The organism is Aestuariispira insulae (genome assembly GCF_003385955.1).
Lineage (GTDB): Bacteria > Pseudomonadota > Alphaproteobacteria > UBA8366 > Aestuariispiraceae > Aestuariispira > Aestuariispira insulae.
Window position 1 is genome coordinate 53,921 of the sequence record NZ_QRDW01000014.1, and the last position, 17,942, is coordinate 71,862.

At 54.6% G+C, this 17,942-nt stretch carries 14 protein-coding genes; 11 read left to right on the forward strand and 3 right to left on the reverse strand.

Features of this window, described 5'->3' with window-relative positions; translation table 11 throughout:
• Positions 1–3: 3 nt before the first annotated feature.
• From DFP90_RS20555 to DFP90_RS20585, 7 genes are all read left to right on the forward strand, one after another.
• Positions 4–3,345 (forward strand): hybrid sensor histidine kinase/response regulator, encoded by a 3,342-nt coding sequence (locus DFP90_RS20555; RefSeq protein WP_115939012.1) that lies wholly within the window; start codon positions 4–6, stop codon positions 3,343–3,345.
• Between the two features lies 1 nt (position 3,346).
• Entirely contained in the window at positions 3,347–4,534 is a 1,188-nt protein-coding gene (locus tag DFP90_RS20560; protein ID WP_181905482.1) for an EAL domain-containing response regulator, read from the forward strand.
• A gap of 149 nt (positions 4,535–4,683) precedes the next feature.
• Positions 4,684–5,112 (forward strand): hypothetical protein, encoded by a 429-nt coding sequence (locus tag DFP90_RS20565; RefSeq protein ID WP_147301076.1) that lies wholly within the window; start codon positions 4,684–4,686, stop codon positions 5,110–5,112.
• 58 nt (positions 5,113–5,170) lie between these two features.
• Positions 5,171–5,617 (forward strand): hypothetical protein, encoded by a 447-nt coding sequence (locus DFP90_RS20570; protein WP_115939018.1) that lies wholly within the window; start codon positions 5,171–5,173, stop codon positions 5,615–5,617.
• A 214-nt stretch (positions 5,618–5,831) separates the two neighbouring features.
• The gene (locus tag DFP90_RS20575) at positions 5,832–6,557 is read left to right on the forward strand and encodes a hypothetical protein (RefSeq protein WP_115939020.1); all 726 of its coding nucleotides are present in this window, start codon (positions 5,832–5,834) and stop codon (positions 6,555–6,557) included.
• A 38-nt stretch (positions 6,558–6,595) separates the two neighbouring features.
• Complete coding sequence (locus DFP90_RS20580; RefSeq protein WP_115939022.1) at positions 6,596–8,179, forward strand: class I SAM-dependent methyltransferase; 1,584 nt, start codon at positions 6,596–6,598, stop codon at positions 8,177–8,179.
• A 16-nt stretch (positions 8,180–8,195) separates the two neighbouring features.
• Entirely contained in the window at positions 8,196–9,743 is a 1,548-nt protein-coding gene (locus DFP90_RS20585; RefSeq protein ID WP_115939024.1) for a class I SAM-dependent methyltransferase, read from the forward strand.
• Positions 9,744–9,777: 34 nt separating this feature from the next.
• On the opposite strand, the gene DFP90_RS20590 is transcribed toward DFP90_RS20585, so the two are convergent.
• Positions 9,778–10,584, reverse strand: a complete 807-nt coding sequence (locus DFP90_RS20590; protein WP_115939027.1) for a phosphotransferase enzyme family protein — start codon at positions 10,582–10,584, stop codon at positions 9,778–9,780.
• A 170-nt stretch (positions 10,585–10,754) separates the two neighbouring features.
• On the opposite strand from DFP90_RS20590, the gene DFP90_RS20595 reads away from it, so the two are divergent.
• Genes DFP90_RS20595 through DFP90_RS20605 form a run of 3 tightly spaced genes read left to right on the forward strand, consistent with a single transcriptional unit; the run spans position 10,755 to position 13,825 of the window.
• Positions 10,755–12,074: a saccharopine dehydrogenase C-terminal domain-containing protein gene (locus DFP90_RS20595; protein WP_181905483.1), complete on the forward strand. Its 1,320-nt coding sequence runs from the start codon at positions 10,755–10,757 to the stop codon at positions 12,072–12,074.
• The gene (locus DFP90_RS20600; RefSeq protein ID WP_115939031.1) at positions 12,071–12,634 is read left to right on the forward strand and encodes a hypothetical protein; all 564 of its coding nucleotides are present in this window, start codon (positions 12,071–12,073) and stop codon (positions 12,632–12,634) included. Before DFP90_RS20595 ends, DFP90_RS20600 begins: the two co-directional genes overlap by 4 nt.
• A gap of 3 nt (positions 12,635–12,637) precedes the next feature.
• On the forward strand, positions 12,638–13,825 hold the full coding sequence (locus DFP90_RS20605) for a Hint domain-containing protein (RefSeq protein WP_115939033.1): 1,188 nt from the start codon (positions 12,638–12,640) through the stop codon (positions 13,823–13,825).
• An 83-nt stretch (positions 13,826–13,908) separates the two neighbouring features.
• On the opposite strand, the gene DFP90_RS20610 is transcribed toward DFP90_RS20605, so the two are convergent.
• Positions 13,909–15,993, reverse strand: a complete 2,085-nt coding sequence (locus DFP90_RS20610; RefSeq protein WP_115939035.1) for a hypothetical protein — start codon at positions 15,991–15,993, stop codon at positions 13,909–13,911.
• Entirely contained in the window at positions 15,994–17,022 is a 1,029-nt protein-coding gene (locus tag DFP90_RS20615) for a hypothetical protein (protein ID WP_115939037.1), read from the reverse strand.
• 256 nt (positions 17,023–17,278) lie between these two features.
• On the opposite strand from DFP90_RS20615, the gene DFP90_RS20620 reads away from it, so the two are divergent.
• A complete protein-coding gene (locus DFP90_RS20620) occupies positions 17,279–17,887 on the forward strand; it encodes a toxin-activating lysine-acyltransferase (RefSeq protein ID WP_115939039.1) in 609 nt (202 codons plus the stop codon).
• Positions 17,888–17,942: the final 55 nt, after the last annotated feature.

Consider the following 17,942-nt stretch of genomic DNA (forward strand, 5'->3'; position numbering starts at 1 on the left):
TCGATGCATTGCGGGTTTGAGGCAGGCTTTAAAAAGGTCTGTGTCATGCTGTCATGGCTGCGCGCGCGGTTATTATTATCTCTTTTCATTTTGTTCGTGCCCGTGCTCGCGGGCGGACTTACCCTTGAATATATATTAAACGAGGCGGAAACAGCCGGAAAAACCATCGACTATTCCGGCCGTCAACGCATGCTGACCACCCGCATAGATGCGTTGATGACCAGGCTGGCCATTGAACAGGCCGAGGCAGACCGCCGCGCCGTTGTCAGCGAGATCAAGGATGTGGCCGATGAATTGGGGCATGTGCATGATGCCCTGCTGAATGGCGGCGGGAAATACGACCTCATGGCCAGCGAGAATCCCAAGGTTAAGGAGATCTATTTCCAGGCCCCCCACGACCTGGACCGTCGCATCGAGACCTATCTCGCCACCATTCGGGAAATGATCGCGGAAGGCGCTATCGATCGGGCCGATATCCAGGCCCGGCTGACCGGCCTCTGGCAGGAACGGAACCATCTGGTCCGGGCGCTTGATGCCCTGACCGGAGAATTTTCCCAGGAAAACCAGCGCCTGGTGCAGGGGATGAAGAGATGGGAATGGCTGTCCCTGGGGGCTTTGCTGGCTCTTCTTTTGCTGGTCTGGCGCTTTAGCCTGAGGCCGCTGGCCGAGCGGGTTGAAACCGAACAGGAGGCCCTGGAAGGAATAAGCCGGAATGTGCCCGATGGCGTGATCACGATTGACAGGCATGGCAGCATCCGCACCTTCAACAAGGCGGCAGAGGAGATTTTCGGCTATTCGGAAATACAGGTGATCGGCCAGAATGTGAAGGTTCTGATGCCGGACCCGCATCGCTCCTTGCATGATGGCTATTTGCGCAATCGTGCCGCGGGTAAGGAAAACAAAATCATCGGTAAAGGGTCCCGCGAGATTACCGGCCAGCATTCGAACGGGGCGCCTTTGCCACTGGATCTGGCTATCGGTGAAATGATGCTGGGCGGTGAAAAAGTCTATATCGGCGTAGTCCGGGATATCTCCGCTCGCAAACAAATGATACGGGATCTCGCCGCCGGCCATGAAAAGCTGGTCAGTTTCGTCCGCCACACCCCGGCGGCGGTGGCTATGTTCGACCGCAAAATGCGCTATATCCTGCACAGCGACCGATGGTGCCGCGATTTTGGCCTGACCGATCAAAACATCATCGGGCAATGCCATTATGATGTGCTGCCCGATATGCCGGATGAATGGAAGGAAAGCCACGCCAGAGGTATGAAAGGCGCGACGGAGCGCTGTGAAGAGGATCATTTCATCCGCCAGAATGGTGTTGATGTCTGGCTGCGCTGGGAAATCCATCCTTGGTATGAATCCGACGGCGCCATTGGCGGCATCATTATGTATACGGAAGTGATCACCGAGCGGAAACAGGCGCAAGAAAGGCTGCATCTTCTGACCCGGGCAATCGAATCCGCCAGTTGCGGTATCATCATCACCGATGCGGTTTCGGCCGATAACGGTTTGCAATATGTCAATCCGGCCTTTGAGCGGATCACCGGCTACGAGGCGGCCGAGGTGCTGGGGATGAACTGCCGGTTCCTGCAAGGGGATGAGACCGATCCCGATATGGTCATGGTACTGGAAAAAGCGGTGAAGAATGAAGAGCCGGTCAAGGTCCGTCTCCAGAATTACCGGAAAGACGGCGTCCCGTTCTGGAATGAGGTTTCCATCTCGCCCGTACGGGACAGCCGTGGGCGCCTGATCAATTTCGTTGGGGTGATCAATGACGTGACCGAGCAGATCAATTCTGTTGAAAACCTGCGCCGTAGCGAGGCCCGGTTTCGGCATCTTTATAATTCCACCCCCGTCATGCTGCATTCGGTGAATGAAGAGGGGCGTTTGATTTCGGTCAGTGACTATTGGCTGCGCGCGATGGGATTTGGCCGAGAGGAGGTGCTGGGTCGCCGGCTGATCTCTTTCATGGAACAGGATTCCGCGAAAAAAGCCGAAGAAGAGATCCTGCCGCGTTTTTATCAGGAAGGGTATATTGACGATATTGAATATACCTTCCTGAAAAAAGACGGCAGTGCCATGGATGTGGCGCTTTCCGCCGTGTCGGATGAAGATGAAGAAGGGAATTTCCGTTCTCTCGGCGTGGTGCTGGATATCACGGATAAAAAGCGGGTGGAAAATGAGCTTCTCCAGGTCCAGAAAGTGGAGGCCATTGGCCAGCTGACCGGGGGCATTGCCCATGATTTCAATAACCTGTTGGCGGTTATCATGGGCAACTTGCAGCTGATCCAGCGCCGGTCCAATGATAATGAACGGGTTTCGCCACTGATTGAAAGCGCGCTTAAAGCCACCGGTCGGGGCGCGGACCTGACCCGGCAATTGCTGGTTTTTGCCCGCAAACAGCAACTGACCCCGGTAGCGACGGACATCAATGAACTGGTGGAAGGATTGATCGCGCTGTTCCGCCGCACCTTGGGCGAACATATCGAGATCGATACCACGCTTTGTGACAATGCCGCCCCGATCCTGGTGGATCAAACCCAGTTGGAATCCGCCCTGCTCAATCTGGCAGTCAATGCCCGCGATGCCATGCCAAACGGTGGCAAGCTATTGCTGAGCACGGAAAATACCTCGCTGGATGAACGATATGCCAAGCAACATCCAGAGGTTGAGATTGGGGAGTATATTCTTGTATCTGTGACTGATAACGGGCCGGGCATCCCGAAGGATGTGCAGGCCCAGATATTCGATCCTTTCTTCACCACCAAGGATGTCGGCAAAGGTACCGGGCTGGGCCTCAGTATGGTCTATGGCTTTGTCCGCCAATCCAAGGGGCATGTCAGGGTCTATAGCGAAGTGAATGAAGGCACCACCTTCCAGATCTTTTTGCCGGTCAACCGGGATGCGACCGAGACCAAGGTGGTTGAAGAAGCGCCCGAGCGCCTGCAGGGCAGCGGCCAGACGGTCTTGGTGGTCGAAGATGAGCCGGAAGTGCGCCAAATGCATGTGATGCTGTTGGAGGATAGCGGTTTCGAGATCATCCAGGCCGCCAACGGGCCGGAGGCGATCGAGATTCTGAAATCGGACGCGGCCATTGATATTCTGTTCAGTGATGTGGTGATGCCAGGGGGCCTTAGCGGGATACAATTGGCGGGGGAGGCGGTGAAATTGCGGCCAGGCCTGCCCATTCTTTTGGCGTCAGGATATCCGCGTGCCGCCGTGTTGGAGGAGGATGCGCCCTTTGAGCTGGTATTAAAGCCCTGTCCCGACAATCTGTTGGTTTCAAAGTTACTGTCATTGCTGGGGCAATCTGATGTCGAAGAGCGGATGGAGGCCGATTGAGATGAAACAGAAACGCCTAATTGTACTGGATGATACGGTTGGTATGCTGGATTTGATCGGTGGCCTGGCAGAGGATCTGGGGTATCAGGTGCGTAGGGTCGATGAAGTCTCTGATTTCCAGGCGGTCTATGATGAATTCCAACCCAACTTCATCACCCTGGATCTGGCGATGCCCGGCGGGGATGGTGTCGAAATCCTGCGCTTCCTGGGGCAGCGCGGTTGTCAGGCGCGCATTGTCATTATCAGTGGTTTTGACAATAAAGTTGTGGCGTCCGCCATGCGGCTGGGCCGGGAATTTCAGTTGGAGATGGCGGGATCTTTGCACAAACCCTTTGCCATCTCAGACCTGGAAACATTATTGGAAGAAGCTGCTGATGAAGCGGGTGGTTTGAATGCCGATCAACTGTGCCGGGCCATTCGACAAGGTGAGATCCAGCCATTTTTCCAGCCCAAAGTCAGATTAGACGGTCACGGCGACCAGGCGGTCCTGGAGGCGGAGGCCCTGGCCCGATGGCCCGGCAGTGAATTTGGGCCGGCGGATTTTATTCCGCGCGCCGAGGAAGAGGGGCTGATCGGGCCGCTGACCTTTTCGATGATTGAACAGGTTGCGGCCCGTCTGGCGGATTGGCGAGGTGGGGGGCTGAATCTGTCCATTGCAGTCAATATCTCGCCGGCCCTGTTGACCGATCTCAGCTTCCCCGACCAGATTGCCGAACTGGTCCGCCAGCACGGTGCGCAACCGGATTGGATCGTTCTGGAAATAACGGAGTCGGCGGCCATGGAGGATGCCAGCCGGGCGATGGATATCCTGACCCGGCTGCGTCTCAAGGGGTTTTCTCTGTCCTGTGACGATTTCGGGACCGGCTATTCCTCATTGGTTCAGCTTTACCGTATGCCCTTTGTCGAATTGAAAATCGATCAATCCTTTGTGCGTGAGGCGGACGAGCATGAAGAGGCCCGCGCGGTGATCCGCGCCAGCATTGAATTGGCCCATCAACTGGGGCTGAAGGTCTGTGCCGAAGGGGTGGAAGTGGCCGGGATACTGGATTTCCTGATCGAAGCGGGCTGTGAGAGCGTTCAGGGCTTTTATTTCTCCAAACCGGTGCCGGCCTCAGACCTGGCCGATGTGATCGAGAACCTGAATAATGCAAACGCTACCGGCCAGCGCGCCACCTGCCGGCCGCATTGAGAGTGGATCTGGCAGGGAGTTGAAATTATTCTTGCCGACCCGGTTTTGCATCTCCTAAAATCAGCGAAATCAAGACACTATAATAGGTTTGGCTGATTGTGTTTCTCCCTATTTTTTCCAGAAGTCGCCTTGCTGTGAAATGGTTGGCGATGTTGTTTTCCGCTCTGGCGATGCTGAGCCTCACCGCCTGCACGGCCATGCTCGTTGACAGCATGGTGCAGGTGCCGAATTATCCGAAACAGGCTGCGGTGGCGCATGAGAAACTGGGGAATTGTATCGTCACGGGCCTGCGGGATGTGGCTATTCCGGATTTGCTGGGCCCTAATAAGATTTACGACGAAGCCACCGGTGAATCCTTTGGTCCGGTTTATGTGATCCGCCCCAATTTCAACATTGTTCATGTTGGTCCCTTTGGGGCCACCAGTGCCTCTCGGAGCAATCCCTGGCAGATGTCGCTTACGGCACTGGAAGGGGGCCAAACCGAGATCAACGTGAAAAGCAATTACAACAAACTGCACGATATCTATGAAGCACCGCTGGAGGACCTGGACCGGCTGATCAACGAATGCTCAGCATAGGCAGACGGGGCCGATCAATGGAGTTTGCTCCGGCGTAAAAGCTTTGGAAGACTCCTAAATGACCCTTGATGATCTTAACGAGAAATACTCTTGGATTTCGGAAACCAGCGAACTTAAGGTCGCCTGGGAACGGAAACAAGGTGACAGAGGGGCTGGCTCGGCCGGGCCTGAAATAAGTCATCAGGTTTTAGAGGTTCCGGTTCGGATGGTTGTTGGCTTTGCGCAGGCCATTCAGGATCATCCTGAAGTCTATCAATTGATCCAGACGGCGCATGAAAACGCGCAAAAGGATCCGGACGGACCGCGGGATTTTGGCGAGCACGGCATCTTGCTGGATCTTTTCTACACTTGGTATGTCTTTAAACATGAAATTCCCCGAAACCCGGGTGCGATCTTTGCCGCAGTTGTGCTGCTGCTGGAAGTTTTGAAGGGCAGTATCCCCAACATTCACTGCGACCAGGCGCGTCTCTTCCTGATGCGGCGTTCTGATATTATTGAAGATTGATCATTTCGCGGGGGCGTTTGTACTCCAGCGGCCAGCATGCCCGTTTCTTGAGAAGAATTTGTTTGCAGAGAGACTCAATAAATATTTCGGCATGGGTGACCATAACTAACTACCGTTCCAGATCTTGTTTTCAGCATGCCCCGATCCTATAACAGCCGATGTTGTTTTGGGGGGCGTGTCGGCGTTTTAATGGGAATTTTGGCGGGGAAACATCATGGTTGATACGATGAAGGGGGATGCATCTAATCGGTTTGAAGTGCGCAGTGCATGCCGCACGATATTTGACGTGCGTCCGGGGGATTTGGATCTCTCCGGCTCTGACCGGGCGGAACTGCACGAATATATCTGGGACACGGCAGAGACCGAGTATGACGCCCGTTTTCTGTTCGCTTACCTACAGAAAATGCGGCCGCATTTTTCTGACAGATTCTGGCGATATCTTGAGAATTGGCGGGATGACGAAGAACAGCATTATCTGGGCTTTCGACATCTTTACTGCATTGTCTTTGACTATGAGCCGGCTGAATTTGACCGTAAGATGAGTGGCCGCAGTCCGGATTTCTCGGATCTGGCACCGTTCCTGGAAGATGAGTTTACCTTGAGCACGGTGATTGCCTTTGACGAATTGGTGACCACCCGGGTCTATAAGAAGGAATATGCGCTTTATGATCGGCTTGGCGCGGCGGGGGTTTCACAATTTCTGCGTGATGTGGCCCGGGATGAAGCTGCGCATTACCGCGATGCGCTGGCGATTGTTCGTGAATGCCATGCCGATCGTTTGCATGAGGTGCGGGCCGTCTTGGACAAGATCCTGGAGAAGGAGAGTATCAAGCGGGAATACCGTTCAACCTTCTTGCTCGATCATACTGACAGCGATCTATATAGCGGCAATCTTCTGGAGGATTGCGCGCATTTGATCTGCCGGCAGGCCATGAACTGAAGGGGGCCGGTTGGTCCGCTTGCTTGAGGACAGACTTAGTGCAGCAGCCAGAAAACGATTTGGACCTAGAGGGTGACTTGATTCTCCGCGGCAGGCTCTGGCTGGATCCCAATATCCACCGGCCGGGGGAGGGGAGCGCCGAGCAGCGCTTGGACGATATTCTGGGGCCGTTTCTTGAGGCAATGCTAGATAAAGGGCCGGCGCTGGATATGTCATGCGGAACCGGAATATTGACAGCGGTTATGGCTCGCAGGGGCTTTGGCGTAACGGGAATTGACTGCCGCCAGACTTTTTTGGCGGCTGCTCGATCCCGGATGGCACGGTATGGCTACGTGGTGGATCTTCAAAATGCTGCGCTTGTCGATCTCACTGAATACGACGGTCAGTTTGGGCTGATTTCGGATCTTTCCGGCGATTTGTTTCGGGTGGATGTCGCCCGTGATCTGGACGAGCAGCTTTCCCGGGCATACCGATTGCTTGACGCTGATGGCGTCTTGCTGCTTGGCTTTACCGACTATGATGTTGCCATGGCTGTTGACGGCGATGAAAGTTGCAGTCCGGCACGCAGCATTTTTATCGGAAATAAGGAATATCTTTATTTCACCCGACGCCGCTGGGGCGGCACGCCGCGTCGGCCGCGCCATGAACTGCGCCATTATCTTGTCTGCGGGGATCGGGCGGAAATTGAATGTCAGGAATATGAGGCGCTCACCAGCGAGAGCCTGGCGGTACGGCTTGAACGGTTGGGATTCGTCGGCATCCGCTTTTTCCACTCTGGGGAAACCGGGTTTGACGGTCTGATCTGTGTTGCAAAGCGGCCAAAGGAGGGCGGTATGGCCGGTCCCGGCGGTCATGAACCGCGATTGCCCTGGCGCTACGGCAGGCCTGCCCCGGATCAGTTCCCGCTGCCTGAGCGAGATCGACCGCAACGCAATCTCCCGCGGGAGATGAGAAACCTGGATCCCTTCCATGTTCAGCCGGACCGGCGTCGACAAATGATGCGGACGCAGGATGCCTCCGGCGGGCTGATGATTGAACGAAGGGAACGGGTTTCACTTGTCATGTGGTCGGGAGGGGTGAGCAGCACCCAAGCGCTGCACCGTCTATTGACCGAGACCGATGATGAAGTCATCGCGCATCATGTCTGTATGCTGGAGGCCTCCGGCCGGGACCGGCCTGAATTGCAGGCCTGTGAAGAGATCGCCGCTATCCTGGCAAGGGATGTCAGGCCGTTCCTGTTTACCAAATCGACAATGGACCGGAAGAAGTTCCCGCTCCCCCCTGATCCCCGGATGGCCTGTGCTTTTGAGGCCGGTATCGTCAATCTGTCTTTTTATAATGACAGGGGCTATGCCATTGATCGCTGGACCCTGGCGTCGAGCCTTGAGGATGAGGGTGATTGGGGGGCGGTTGAAACGGAATTCATACTGAATTGCCTGGCCGCCAGCTGCCATCCCTATACGGTGCCGGCCTTTTTCCGTTTCGATGTTATGGGGAAAAGTGAGATAAAAAAGCATCTCGGAACCAGGATTAGCGGGCTTTGCTGGAGCTGTGAGCGGCCGGTGATTAAAAAGGATGGCAGCGCGGAAGCTTGCGGGCACTGCGTGAAATGCCGACCATGACGGAGGTCAGTTAACGATGGCTGCGGCCTATGATCCCATGGCATCCTGGTATGCCGCCATTCATGGCGACAAGCACGAGGTGTTGGCGCATTTTCAACCTCTGGTCGATCTGCTTGAAGACCGGCTCGAAAAGGGGCGTGTGCTTGATGTAGGCTGCGGTATCGGTCTTATGTCGCGTGTGATTGCCGCAAGCGGTGCCTATCAGGTGGTGGGGATCGATCCCTCCGAAGCCTCAATCCAGGAAGCACGCCGGTCTCAAGCCGCGGATGTGGCTGACATAGAATATCGGCAATGCGATGTGCTGAATCTGGACCCTGAATTGGGGCAGTTTGATGCAATTATCTGCACCAATGGTTTGCTGGCCCATCTGGAGGATGAAAGCGCGCGGGAGGCTGCGGTGTCGCGGTTGATAGAAAGGCTTTCACCCGGGGGATGGCTTTTCCTTCCACAATATGACACCGCATGGCTGCTGAATGAGGAGGCGCATAGCCAGTTCAGTCTGCCACGGGTCTGTGAGGATGGCGGCCAACCTTTTGTATATCTGCGCCGTACCACCTGGCCGGGGCGGGACCATGATTTGCCGCAAGAGCTGGAAATGTTGCGGATAGACGATGATGGTGCGGTGACGAGAGTCGAAGTTCCCTTAAAGCCTGTCAGCAATGGTCAGTTGGCTAAACGGCTGCAGGCACTGAATATGGAGCGGCTTGAATGGCTCGCGCCGGAGCAGACGGGATATGACGCGCCGGTTTGCATCTGTCGCAAGCCTGGCCAGGAGACTCTGCTGCATTACGGTGAAAACTGGTACCCGATCACGGTTCATCCTGCCGCCATGGAAGAGAACCCTTTCGAGGAAGAGCCCGGAACGGTACGCACATCGCTTTCGGTCACTCGGACGGAAGGGCGCCAGCGGCTGGTGACGCGCCGCAAACAAGTTACTCTGGTGATGTTTTCAGGGGGCATCGACAGCGTGTATGCACTCGATCGTCTGCTTCGGGAGTCAGACGATGAGATTATCGCCCATCATCTCCATATGATGAACCTTGAGGGTCGCGACCGGGCGGAAGACCGGGCCTGCAGGGAGATCATTGAATATCTGCGCCATAGGCATCGGGATTTCATATACACCGAATCCGCTGTGGATCGCCGGAAATTCCTGGGCTTTGGCATGGATGATGTAACGGTGGCCTTTGAGGCCGGGGCCATATCGCGTTCTTTTGCGCATGTTCGAGGCCATAGTGTGGATCGCTGGACAACCGGGACCTGCCTGGAAGAAGAACTGGAGGATTTATCCAAGGAGGATTTGTCGGACGACGAACATCTTGGGCATATGCTCAACGCTACCGAAGCAGCTTCTTTTCCCCATTTACCTCCCCGCTATTTTCAATTGCCGATCATTCCCAAGGCGGATCAGATGGCCTATATGGGGCAGGAACTGGTGGATTTATGCTGGACCTGCCGGACCCCCGAATGGCAGGCGGATGGAATGGCCGTTGAATGTGGAAAGTGCAAGACCTGCGAGTTGATGGGGTTGGTTCGTTCAGGACAGCAGACTATACCGGATTAATCCGCCAGAATTTGTACCGCCGGAAACCAGGCGTTCAGGCAATGGCTTTCAGGATCGCGGGTTTTGAACCCGCATACCAGGTGATGAGATCCTGCCGGCGATTGGCGCGGGCCCAGGATTCCACGATCTGGAACGCCGCTTCAACCAGGAGGAGACGGATCTCGGGATCCTGCCATTCCTCAAACCGTGCATCCCTCTCGGCCGTATCAAAATAGCCACCGCACAAAGCCCCGATAATCCGGCTGGCTTCGTTCGGGCGGTGGCTGGCAAATTCGACACATCCAATGGCGAGATCCGCCAGCGGATCGCCCGGCGCAAAATCTTCAAAATCGATCATATGGAGAAATTGGCCATTCCCATCAAACAAGATGTTTCCCGGATGAAAATCGCCATGGCACCAGACGGTACCGGTTCGGTGAGGATATCCGTTTCGTTCCGCGATGATCCGGGCCTGATTGGGCTGGGTCGGGATCTGCAACGCTGTTTCCTCAAATACTTCGCCTGGAACGTCATGAAGCCGGCGCAAGGCAAAGCCGGCCTGGCGAACCGCGGAAGCGCCAAAATGCCGGAGATCGCGTCCTCCGCTGTCGAGATAGACAACCGTTAAGCCGCCGGTTGAATGGATCTCCGGGCAGGGCAGCCCCAGCCGGTTGAGCGTGTGGACGGCGATCAACTCGTTTTCAAACACAATGCGATTATCAAACCGTTTGACGATATAGCGGTCCTGATTACCGCCGACCACCCGCCAAACCCGATTCCGGTAGTCTTTGCGCATCGGAAACACATCGGCGATCCGGTGCGCGCCGATCAGGTCCTTGGCAATCTGAGGCATGGCGGTCATGGGGCTGGGGGGTCCTTGCGTCTAAAACGAGGCTGATTGTTTAACACCCGGTTATCATTCCAGCGTGATTTTGCAAGCGGAATTGAGATGAATTCGCATTGTGGCCTTGCGTGCGCGGATACCGCATATTAGCTTGCTTTCTGTGATGGCTGCTTTGGTGGATGCGCCGTATGGCAGGGGGTTTCGTGGGCAAAGCCGTGTTTCGTGGTGATCGGATTCTGGTGCTGGGTTTCGGCAGCATCGGCGTGACGGTTTTACCGCTTCTTTTCGAGCATGTGGATGTTCGGCCGGATCAGGTGATGATCCTGTCTGACGATGACCGTAATGCGCCTTTGCGCGACGGTTGGGGTGTGGCGCATGAGGTTTTTCATCTGGAGCGCGGCAATTTGGAGGCCAGGCTGCGGCAGTTGCTCGCGGCGGGAGACTGCCTTGTCAATCTGACCGAAGGGGTCGGCTCTCTCGACTTGGTCAGGATCTGCCTGGAAAATGGCATCGATTATATCGATACCAGCTCCGAAGAATGGCGGGATGCGCCGGTGCCTGCCCCGGTGAGCCGGTTGCGGGCCGCGCATGTAGAAATGCGCGAAGGGCTCCCCAAACGGGCAACTGCCCTGATCACCCATGGTGCCAATCCGGGATTGGTCTCGCATTTCGCGAAACAGGCCCTGGTGGATGTTGCGGTGGCAGAGGGGCTCCTGGCGGATGATCGGTCTGTGCCTGGAGACTGGTCGGCCTTGGCGCAGACGCTTAAGCTGCAGGCGGTCCATTTTTCCGAGCGCGATAGCCAGTATTCCGGGCAGGGCCGCCAGCCGGGGGAATTGGTCAATACCTGGTCCGTGGAAGGCCTGATCGAAGAGGCCTGCGATCCACCTTCTTTTGCCTGGGGCAGTCACGAGAAAATGGTGGCAGGCGCGGAGGTTTCATTCGAAGGCGGTTGCCGGACCGTGACGATGCCGGGACGGGCCCAGGATTATCATGTTAAAAGCTGGCTGCCATCTTGTGGGGATTTTGCCGCCTTTGTGCTGCCGCATGAAGAAACTTTCTCTACCGCGGATTTCCTGTCCGGCACCGACCAAATCACCGGTGAATATTGGCAGCCCACCGTGCTTTTTGCCTATCAGCCCTGTGATTTGGCGATCGCTTCGCTTCATTGTCACCGCTATCTGGGTGATGAGGTGCCGATGCGGGTACTGATGACGGAAATTGACGGCGGAGTGGATGAATTGGGGGCGCTGATCATCCGGGAAGGATCTGACAACGTTTATTGGTTCGGCTCCACTCTGGATGTTGCCGATGCGCGAAAGGCGGTCCCGCATGCCAATGCCACCACCTTGCAGGTGGCGGCCGGCCTGATCGCCGGGCTTGTCTGGGTGCTTGGCAACCCGAACCAGGGCATGGTGGAGCCGGAAGAGTTAGACCATCGCGAGATCCTGGAAACGGCAAGACCCTATCTGGGGGATTTGCGGGGGGTGTGGGGGACCTGGAGATGATAGAGCACAAGAGTCTCATTCCGTTTCTCAAGGCGCGCGGACAGCGTTTTTTCAATTCTGCTTTTCTGGCGTGGTTATTTCTGGGGCTGCTGTCTTCCTGCGCGGATCAGCCACGTGTTGTGCGGGATATCTGGTTTGAAAGCCTGTCTGACACGGCATCTGCCTATTATAGCTATGAACCCGGTGATGCCGAATTTGCGGCGACCCGGAAGCAGAGCCTGGAAAAGGCACGAAGCCTTCTTCGGGACTGGCTTTCGGAACACCCGGTTGAGGCCAGCGCTGGATTTGAAGACGCAGCCGGATGGCTGCGGCGGGAAGGGTTCTTTTGTGAAAGTTACAGGGAAATGCAGGGCGGCCGCTTTGATCGGTTTATGGTCTGCAAACAGATTTATTCAGGCGGACCGATCAGCATCAGCTGGAAATCCTCGGATGAACCAATGTTCCAGCCTGTTGAATGGTCGATCCTGTTCCTTTCGGAACAGGGGCAAGTCCGGACGATTGTATCCGTTTCCGATCTTGGGATGAACGAATTCGGCAAAGATTTTAACTCGGGGGAATAACAAATGGCATCGTTACAGATTGGCGTTGATTGGAAGATTTATGGCGGGCAAAAAGACGTGCCTTTCACTGCGGGGGTTGGACAGCACAACTATCTGATTTTGGTCGACGGTGCGGGCACCGTGCGCGCAGAGTTTCATGGCTATCCCAAACATGGTGTGCTCATGGGCGGCGACAATCTGATGATCACGGAAGTATTTTATGACGCCAATGGTAGTTATCAAAGCGGCGTTCGCCTTGCCATGGGGCCCGAAGACAGAAGCAACTGGGTCGAAATTCCTTTAAATCAAGGCCGAAACACTGAGCAGACATGGAACCTGTTCCGCGGGGCGGCGGCAAAATACTCAGACAAGTTTGACTATCAACTGACCGGACCTGGACATTCCAGGGTCCATACCCACGGACGGGATGAGCAGCCGACTTTTACGAAAGCCCAATATAACAGCAATACCGCCTATCGGACGTTGCTGGATGAGGCAGGTTACAAAGATTATGACAAAGTGCATCCGGATGAGGGGTTTTTTGAATCCTCCCCGGGGGATCAGGATCGGCTGCCTGAGCTTGATGCCAACGGTCAGGTGATTGATAAGAGCAAATTGGATGCATCGAAAAATCCGGACGGAAGCAAGCGATATTCGCATTGTTTCGCGGCGGGCACCTCCATCGAATTGGCGGATGGCGGATTTATGCCGATCGAAGAGATCTCACTGGGAGATGAGGTGGCTGCCTATACCGGTCCCGAGGATGCAACTGTTCCTGGCCGGGTCACACAGCTGCACAAAACCGAAGGGCAGGAAGTGTTGAGCTTCCACGGAATTGAAGTGACCCCAGGCCATCAGTTCCTCACCCCCGACGGATCCTTTAAAAAACTGGCTGATATCCTGGCGGAGGATGGCATGGTGGTTGGCGCTGACGGGCAGGCGCTGCGCGCCCGCACAGGCTGTCCGGTCGGCGGTGCGGATGACCAGGTCATACCGGTCGGGCATCAGACAGATGCAGGCGTCGCCATTGTGCATATGCGGGCTGGCACGCCCTATGGCGAGAAGAATGGTCGCGTCTATTCCATCAGAGAAATGATGGAGGAGCGCGGCTATCACCTGCGCTCAGACGGCCGTTTCGTCAATGTGCAGGGGAATGTGGTTGCTGCTTGGTGGGATATGGGGGAGCCGGATCAATATTCCCTGGCTGAGTGATTGTCCGATGTATCGGCTGTATCGGCATGGAGCGTTGGCGTACATCGCTCCATGCCGTGCTCATATTTACGGCTTGCCCGCGCCTAATGGCGTGGCTGGGCGGCTTCGTGAAATGTCAGCTCATCGCGGGTCAGATTGCTGAGTTGCAGGATATAATCCTCTGGCTTTGGTAGGTCACCCGCCCACATTAGCGGCTCCGGAGGGGTTTGCTCCGCTTGGTCCTGCAGCAGGCCATCCAAGCGCAGCTCCTTGCCCTGCGCTCGAATGCAATCCAGCACAGAAACTGTGCTTCCATCATTGCGCAGAAGCAAAGTCCCGGCGCGAATCTTGCCATAGTGGAAAGTTCTTTTTACCGGGTCTGTCAGATAATTCACCTGAACAAGCCTATCCTCAATGCTGCCGACCGGGAAGTTGGTCGCTGCGCGCACCGAGGTGCCGTTCTGCAGAACCACGGTGCCATCGGAACGGATGATGTCGATCAGGGGCATGAACCTGCCTTCCTGGGGGCCTTCTCCGCACAAGGTTACGTGATCGGGGGTGACCTTGACGCCGTGAAAGTTGATAACGAGCTTGTCGTGAGAAACAAACAGTTTTGTTACCTTTCGCGCGACCAGGGGACTGTTTGAATCCTGATGGTCTTGATCAAAGGCAAGTACCTCGTCACCAATTCTGATTTCCTCAATCGGCTTATATGAGCCATCGGCCAATGAGATCATTGTGCCTGCTGCAAAACACCGTTTCAGTGGCAGTTCGGAGCCTTTGTCACTCAAGAGTTTGCGGGTGACTTCGGCTTTCCGGAGTAACGCCTGCTTCTCCTGGGGGAGCAGATTGGGGTCATTCTTAATGATTTCCTCATTAAAGAGGTATTTTCGGAACAGCCCGATGATTTGGTCCTTCGAAAAGCCCAAAGTCGCCAACCTGGTGCTGTACGTGCTCCCCATGTTGATCAGATTGTCCAGCATCTGGTTGAGGGATTGTGCGTCCAGATTGGTGTCAAACATCGGATTGAAATGTTTGGCATCTTCCAGCCGTGCAATTTCCCTGGTCTGGAGAGTTATCAACTCGTCAACACCGGGATTGTTTCGCGCTATCTTACTGAATGCGAAAGATCCAAAGGCAATCTCTTCAAAGATCGCCAAGCTGCCTTCAAGCCGTTCCGCAGCGTTCGCGCCATCGACCAGTTTTTTGATGCCTCCGGCCATGTTTTTGCCGAGCATCTCCTTGCCTTGGGCCAGTAAGGTGCCTCCAACAGCTGCTTTCTGTTTTGCGGTAAGGAGGTCGTAATATCGTGCGGCCGCGGCATAATCCGGTAAACCATTGCTGTCTTCCAAATTAAGCTTTTCTTGCAGCCCGTTTACGACATATTTTCGAGCCAACAGAGCCTTGGTCAGAGAATGATAGGCGATATTCTCATGTCCCTTGATCTTGGCAAGGACAAAGGCATCGAGAAGATCCTGTTGGATAGGTGTATCGAAGAAATCGCCGGTAGCGCGTCCTCGGTGGTCTTTTTCAGTGCCGGACCATGTATGATCACGTATTTCGTTCGCCATGTCCGCCTTGTTCCCGGCCTTAAAAGCAGCGAAGAAATTAGGACCCAGCTTGTTTGCGCTTTGGTAACCGACGGACAGGATTGCTGCCTGCTCTTGAGTGGATAGTTTATTAAATTCTTGGATGACCTGGCTTTGGTTCATGGAGCCTTTGGAAAGTGCAGTCAACCTTCGAAAGATGGCTGGTTTTATGTCATGTTCAATAACATATTCAGAGATCTTTCTTGCCTGTATTTCATTGGCGGTGATTTTGGGAAATGCATTCGGGCTGCCGTTTTTTGGATCATGGACTTTGATATCAAGATGAGCGTTCGCAGAAGAAACGGTTTTACCGTTCAATTGATCAACATTTCGTTGCAGTAAAGTCTTTAGATCTGTTTCCATTGTGCCGGTTAGAGTGATGCCTGCATGGGCGAACGCGGCTTTGATGTCGCTTATGTCGCGCATGGACCAGGTGTTGCTGCCATCATATACAACCAACGCGTAGCCGCTTCCGATGGTTGCCTCACCAATGCCAGTTGTGTTGCTATGTTTGCTGTTGCCACCGTAAATTCTGCCGACATAGCCTTCGACATCTGATCTTGTAAGAAACTCTGCTGCTAATTCTGTTGCCGTTGCCATTTATTCCCCCTGCGTTCCCTCGTTTTGGTAAAATTTGCACACTTCCGAACTTCCCTCGGATGTCAGTTCGTAAAGTGTAAGATCGTTGTCGGATTTATCTCCGGTAAGCGGAGCATACTGAAAATCGTATATATAGTTTTTGCCTTGATAGGTAATCAGACCGTTCACGCCTGCGACTGCTCTCTCGGCGATCGTTGGAAGCCTCGCATTCCAGAAAGCATGATCGGTTATAGAGACCAGCCTGCGCAGCCTGCAGGTTTCCTTATCGAGTGAAAAGTAGCCGCCTGATTTTCTATGAAAAGTGGTCAACCCCTCGGAAACCAGTGTCTTGGTTTCCTGGCGGTGAGCAATCGCTTCCTCTGTGCTCAGCGGAGTGTCGGCGCCCAGTGCAATCAACCCCTCCATATAGACCACCGGAGTTCCCGGATGGGGGGCTGGAGAGAGGCCTTTAGGCGAATAGAGCTTGAGGTTTTCAAATCCATAAAAGAAAGCTGTTGCATTAGGGCCGCCACCGGCTGCTCCTTCCGCTCTATGCCAGTCCGTGCCACCGCATTTGCCAAGATAGGGTGTGAATGGCGTTTGGTCGTATTGTGCGGATTTAGCCTGCGGTTCCCGATGTTCCAGATTCGCCTGTTTTTGGAAATCAGCGATAAAGCCGCGGCAGAAATTCAGATCGGAATGCGTGTAAATCTGATCAAATTTATTATATTGAAAAGCCGCAAGAACGAACTTTCCTTTGTCGGATTCATGCTCAAACTGAGGCGGCGGAACAGCAACGCTGGGGCAATGCGGCTGTGTTGCGTCCTCGGCACAGGTCTTTGAATGAGCGGACGCAGAGAAATATGCCGTTCCGGCAGCGAGTGCCGTCGCAAAAGCGATGTGTTTTATGTGGGGTTTTCCGAATTGGAACGGCTGTTTCCCACCAACGCCAATTTTCCGAAATAATCCCGCAGTCTCACCTGTTGTGAGCAATTTTTGAGCCCGGTTCAATATCTCAAACCCTTCCCCAGCTATGATCCAGATTCCCAAAAAATGGTTTCTGAAAAGGATATCCCCAAAGGTTCTAGACGGCCCAATACACATACTTTCGAACAATGATCAATAGCTCATCAATAGATTGCTTTTTGCTAATGTTTGTTCTTTAAACGTGTACATAAGATAATACCTAATTGTTTGTTGACATCCTTTTTCGAAATGGTGATTTATAGATCTTGTGGCGGACGGTTTTTAATCCCAGGGGTGGGGCCGTCCAAGGGGTAGTCTTTAGGTGGGGGAGTCATTTTGGATGACCAAGGGTAAGGCGCGTGCGAACGGCGCAGGTAAAACGCGTACGAAAAAATCTGCAGCCGGTACGGCAGAGGGCGCTTTCAGCGAAAAAATGAAACAACAGACGGACGCGCTGGGCCAGATGGATGCCGCGGCCGATAAGGTTGAATCGCTTTCCGACGAGTTCAGGGAACAGGGTGAGGAAGAGCTGCGCAAGATTGGCGACGCGGCAAACGAGCATCTGAAATATCTCGGGGAAGTGGCCTGGCTGATGACCCAGCTGCCTACTCATAAGCATCTTTTCATCACGGATCTGGAATGGCTGATCATCCCGCCTTTGTCGCTTGGACAGGCGCGGATCTGGCGCGAAAAGGGCCTGCCCGTTGCCTATGCGTCCTGGGCGTTTGTCAATGACAGCACGGCTGACCGGATCGCCCAGGCGGGGGCCCGGATTTCCCCCGCTGAATGGAACAATGGCAAACAAGCCTGGCTGATGGATGTGATCACGCCTTTTGGCGGGGCGGATAAAGTGGTCAAGGAGCTCCGAGAGGAAATCTTCAAAGGCCAGTCGGTAAAGACTTTGGTTCCGGCGCCGGATGGCTCCGGCATGAAGATCGTCGAACTGTAATTATATTTTTGCGCCGCGCCGTCCGGCTGCGGTCAGCTTGAGATACAAAAATTTA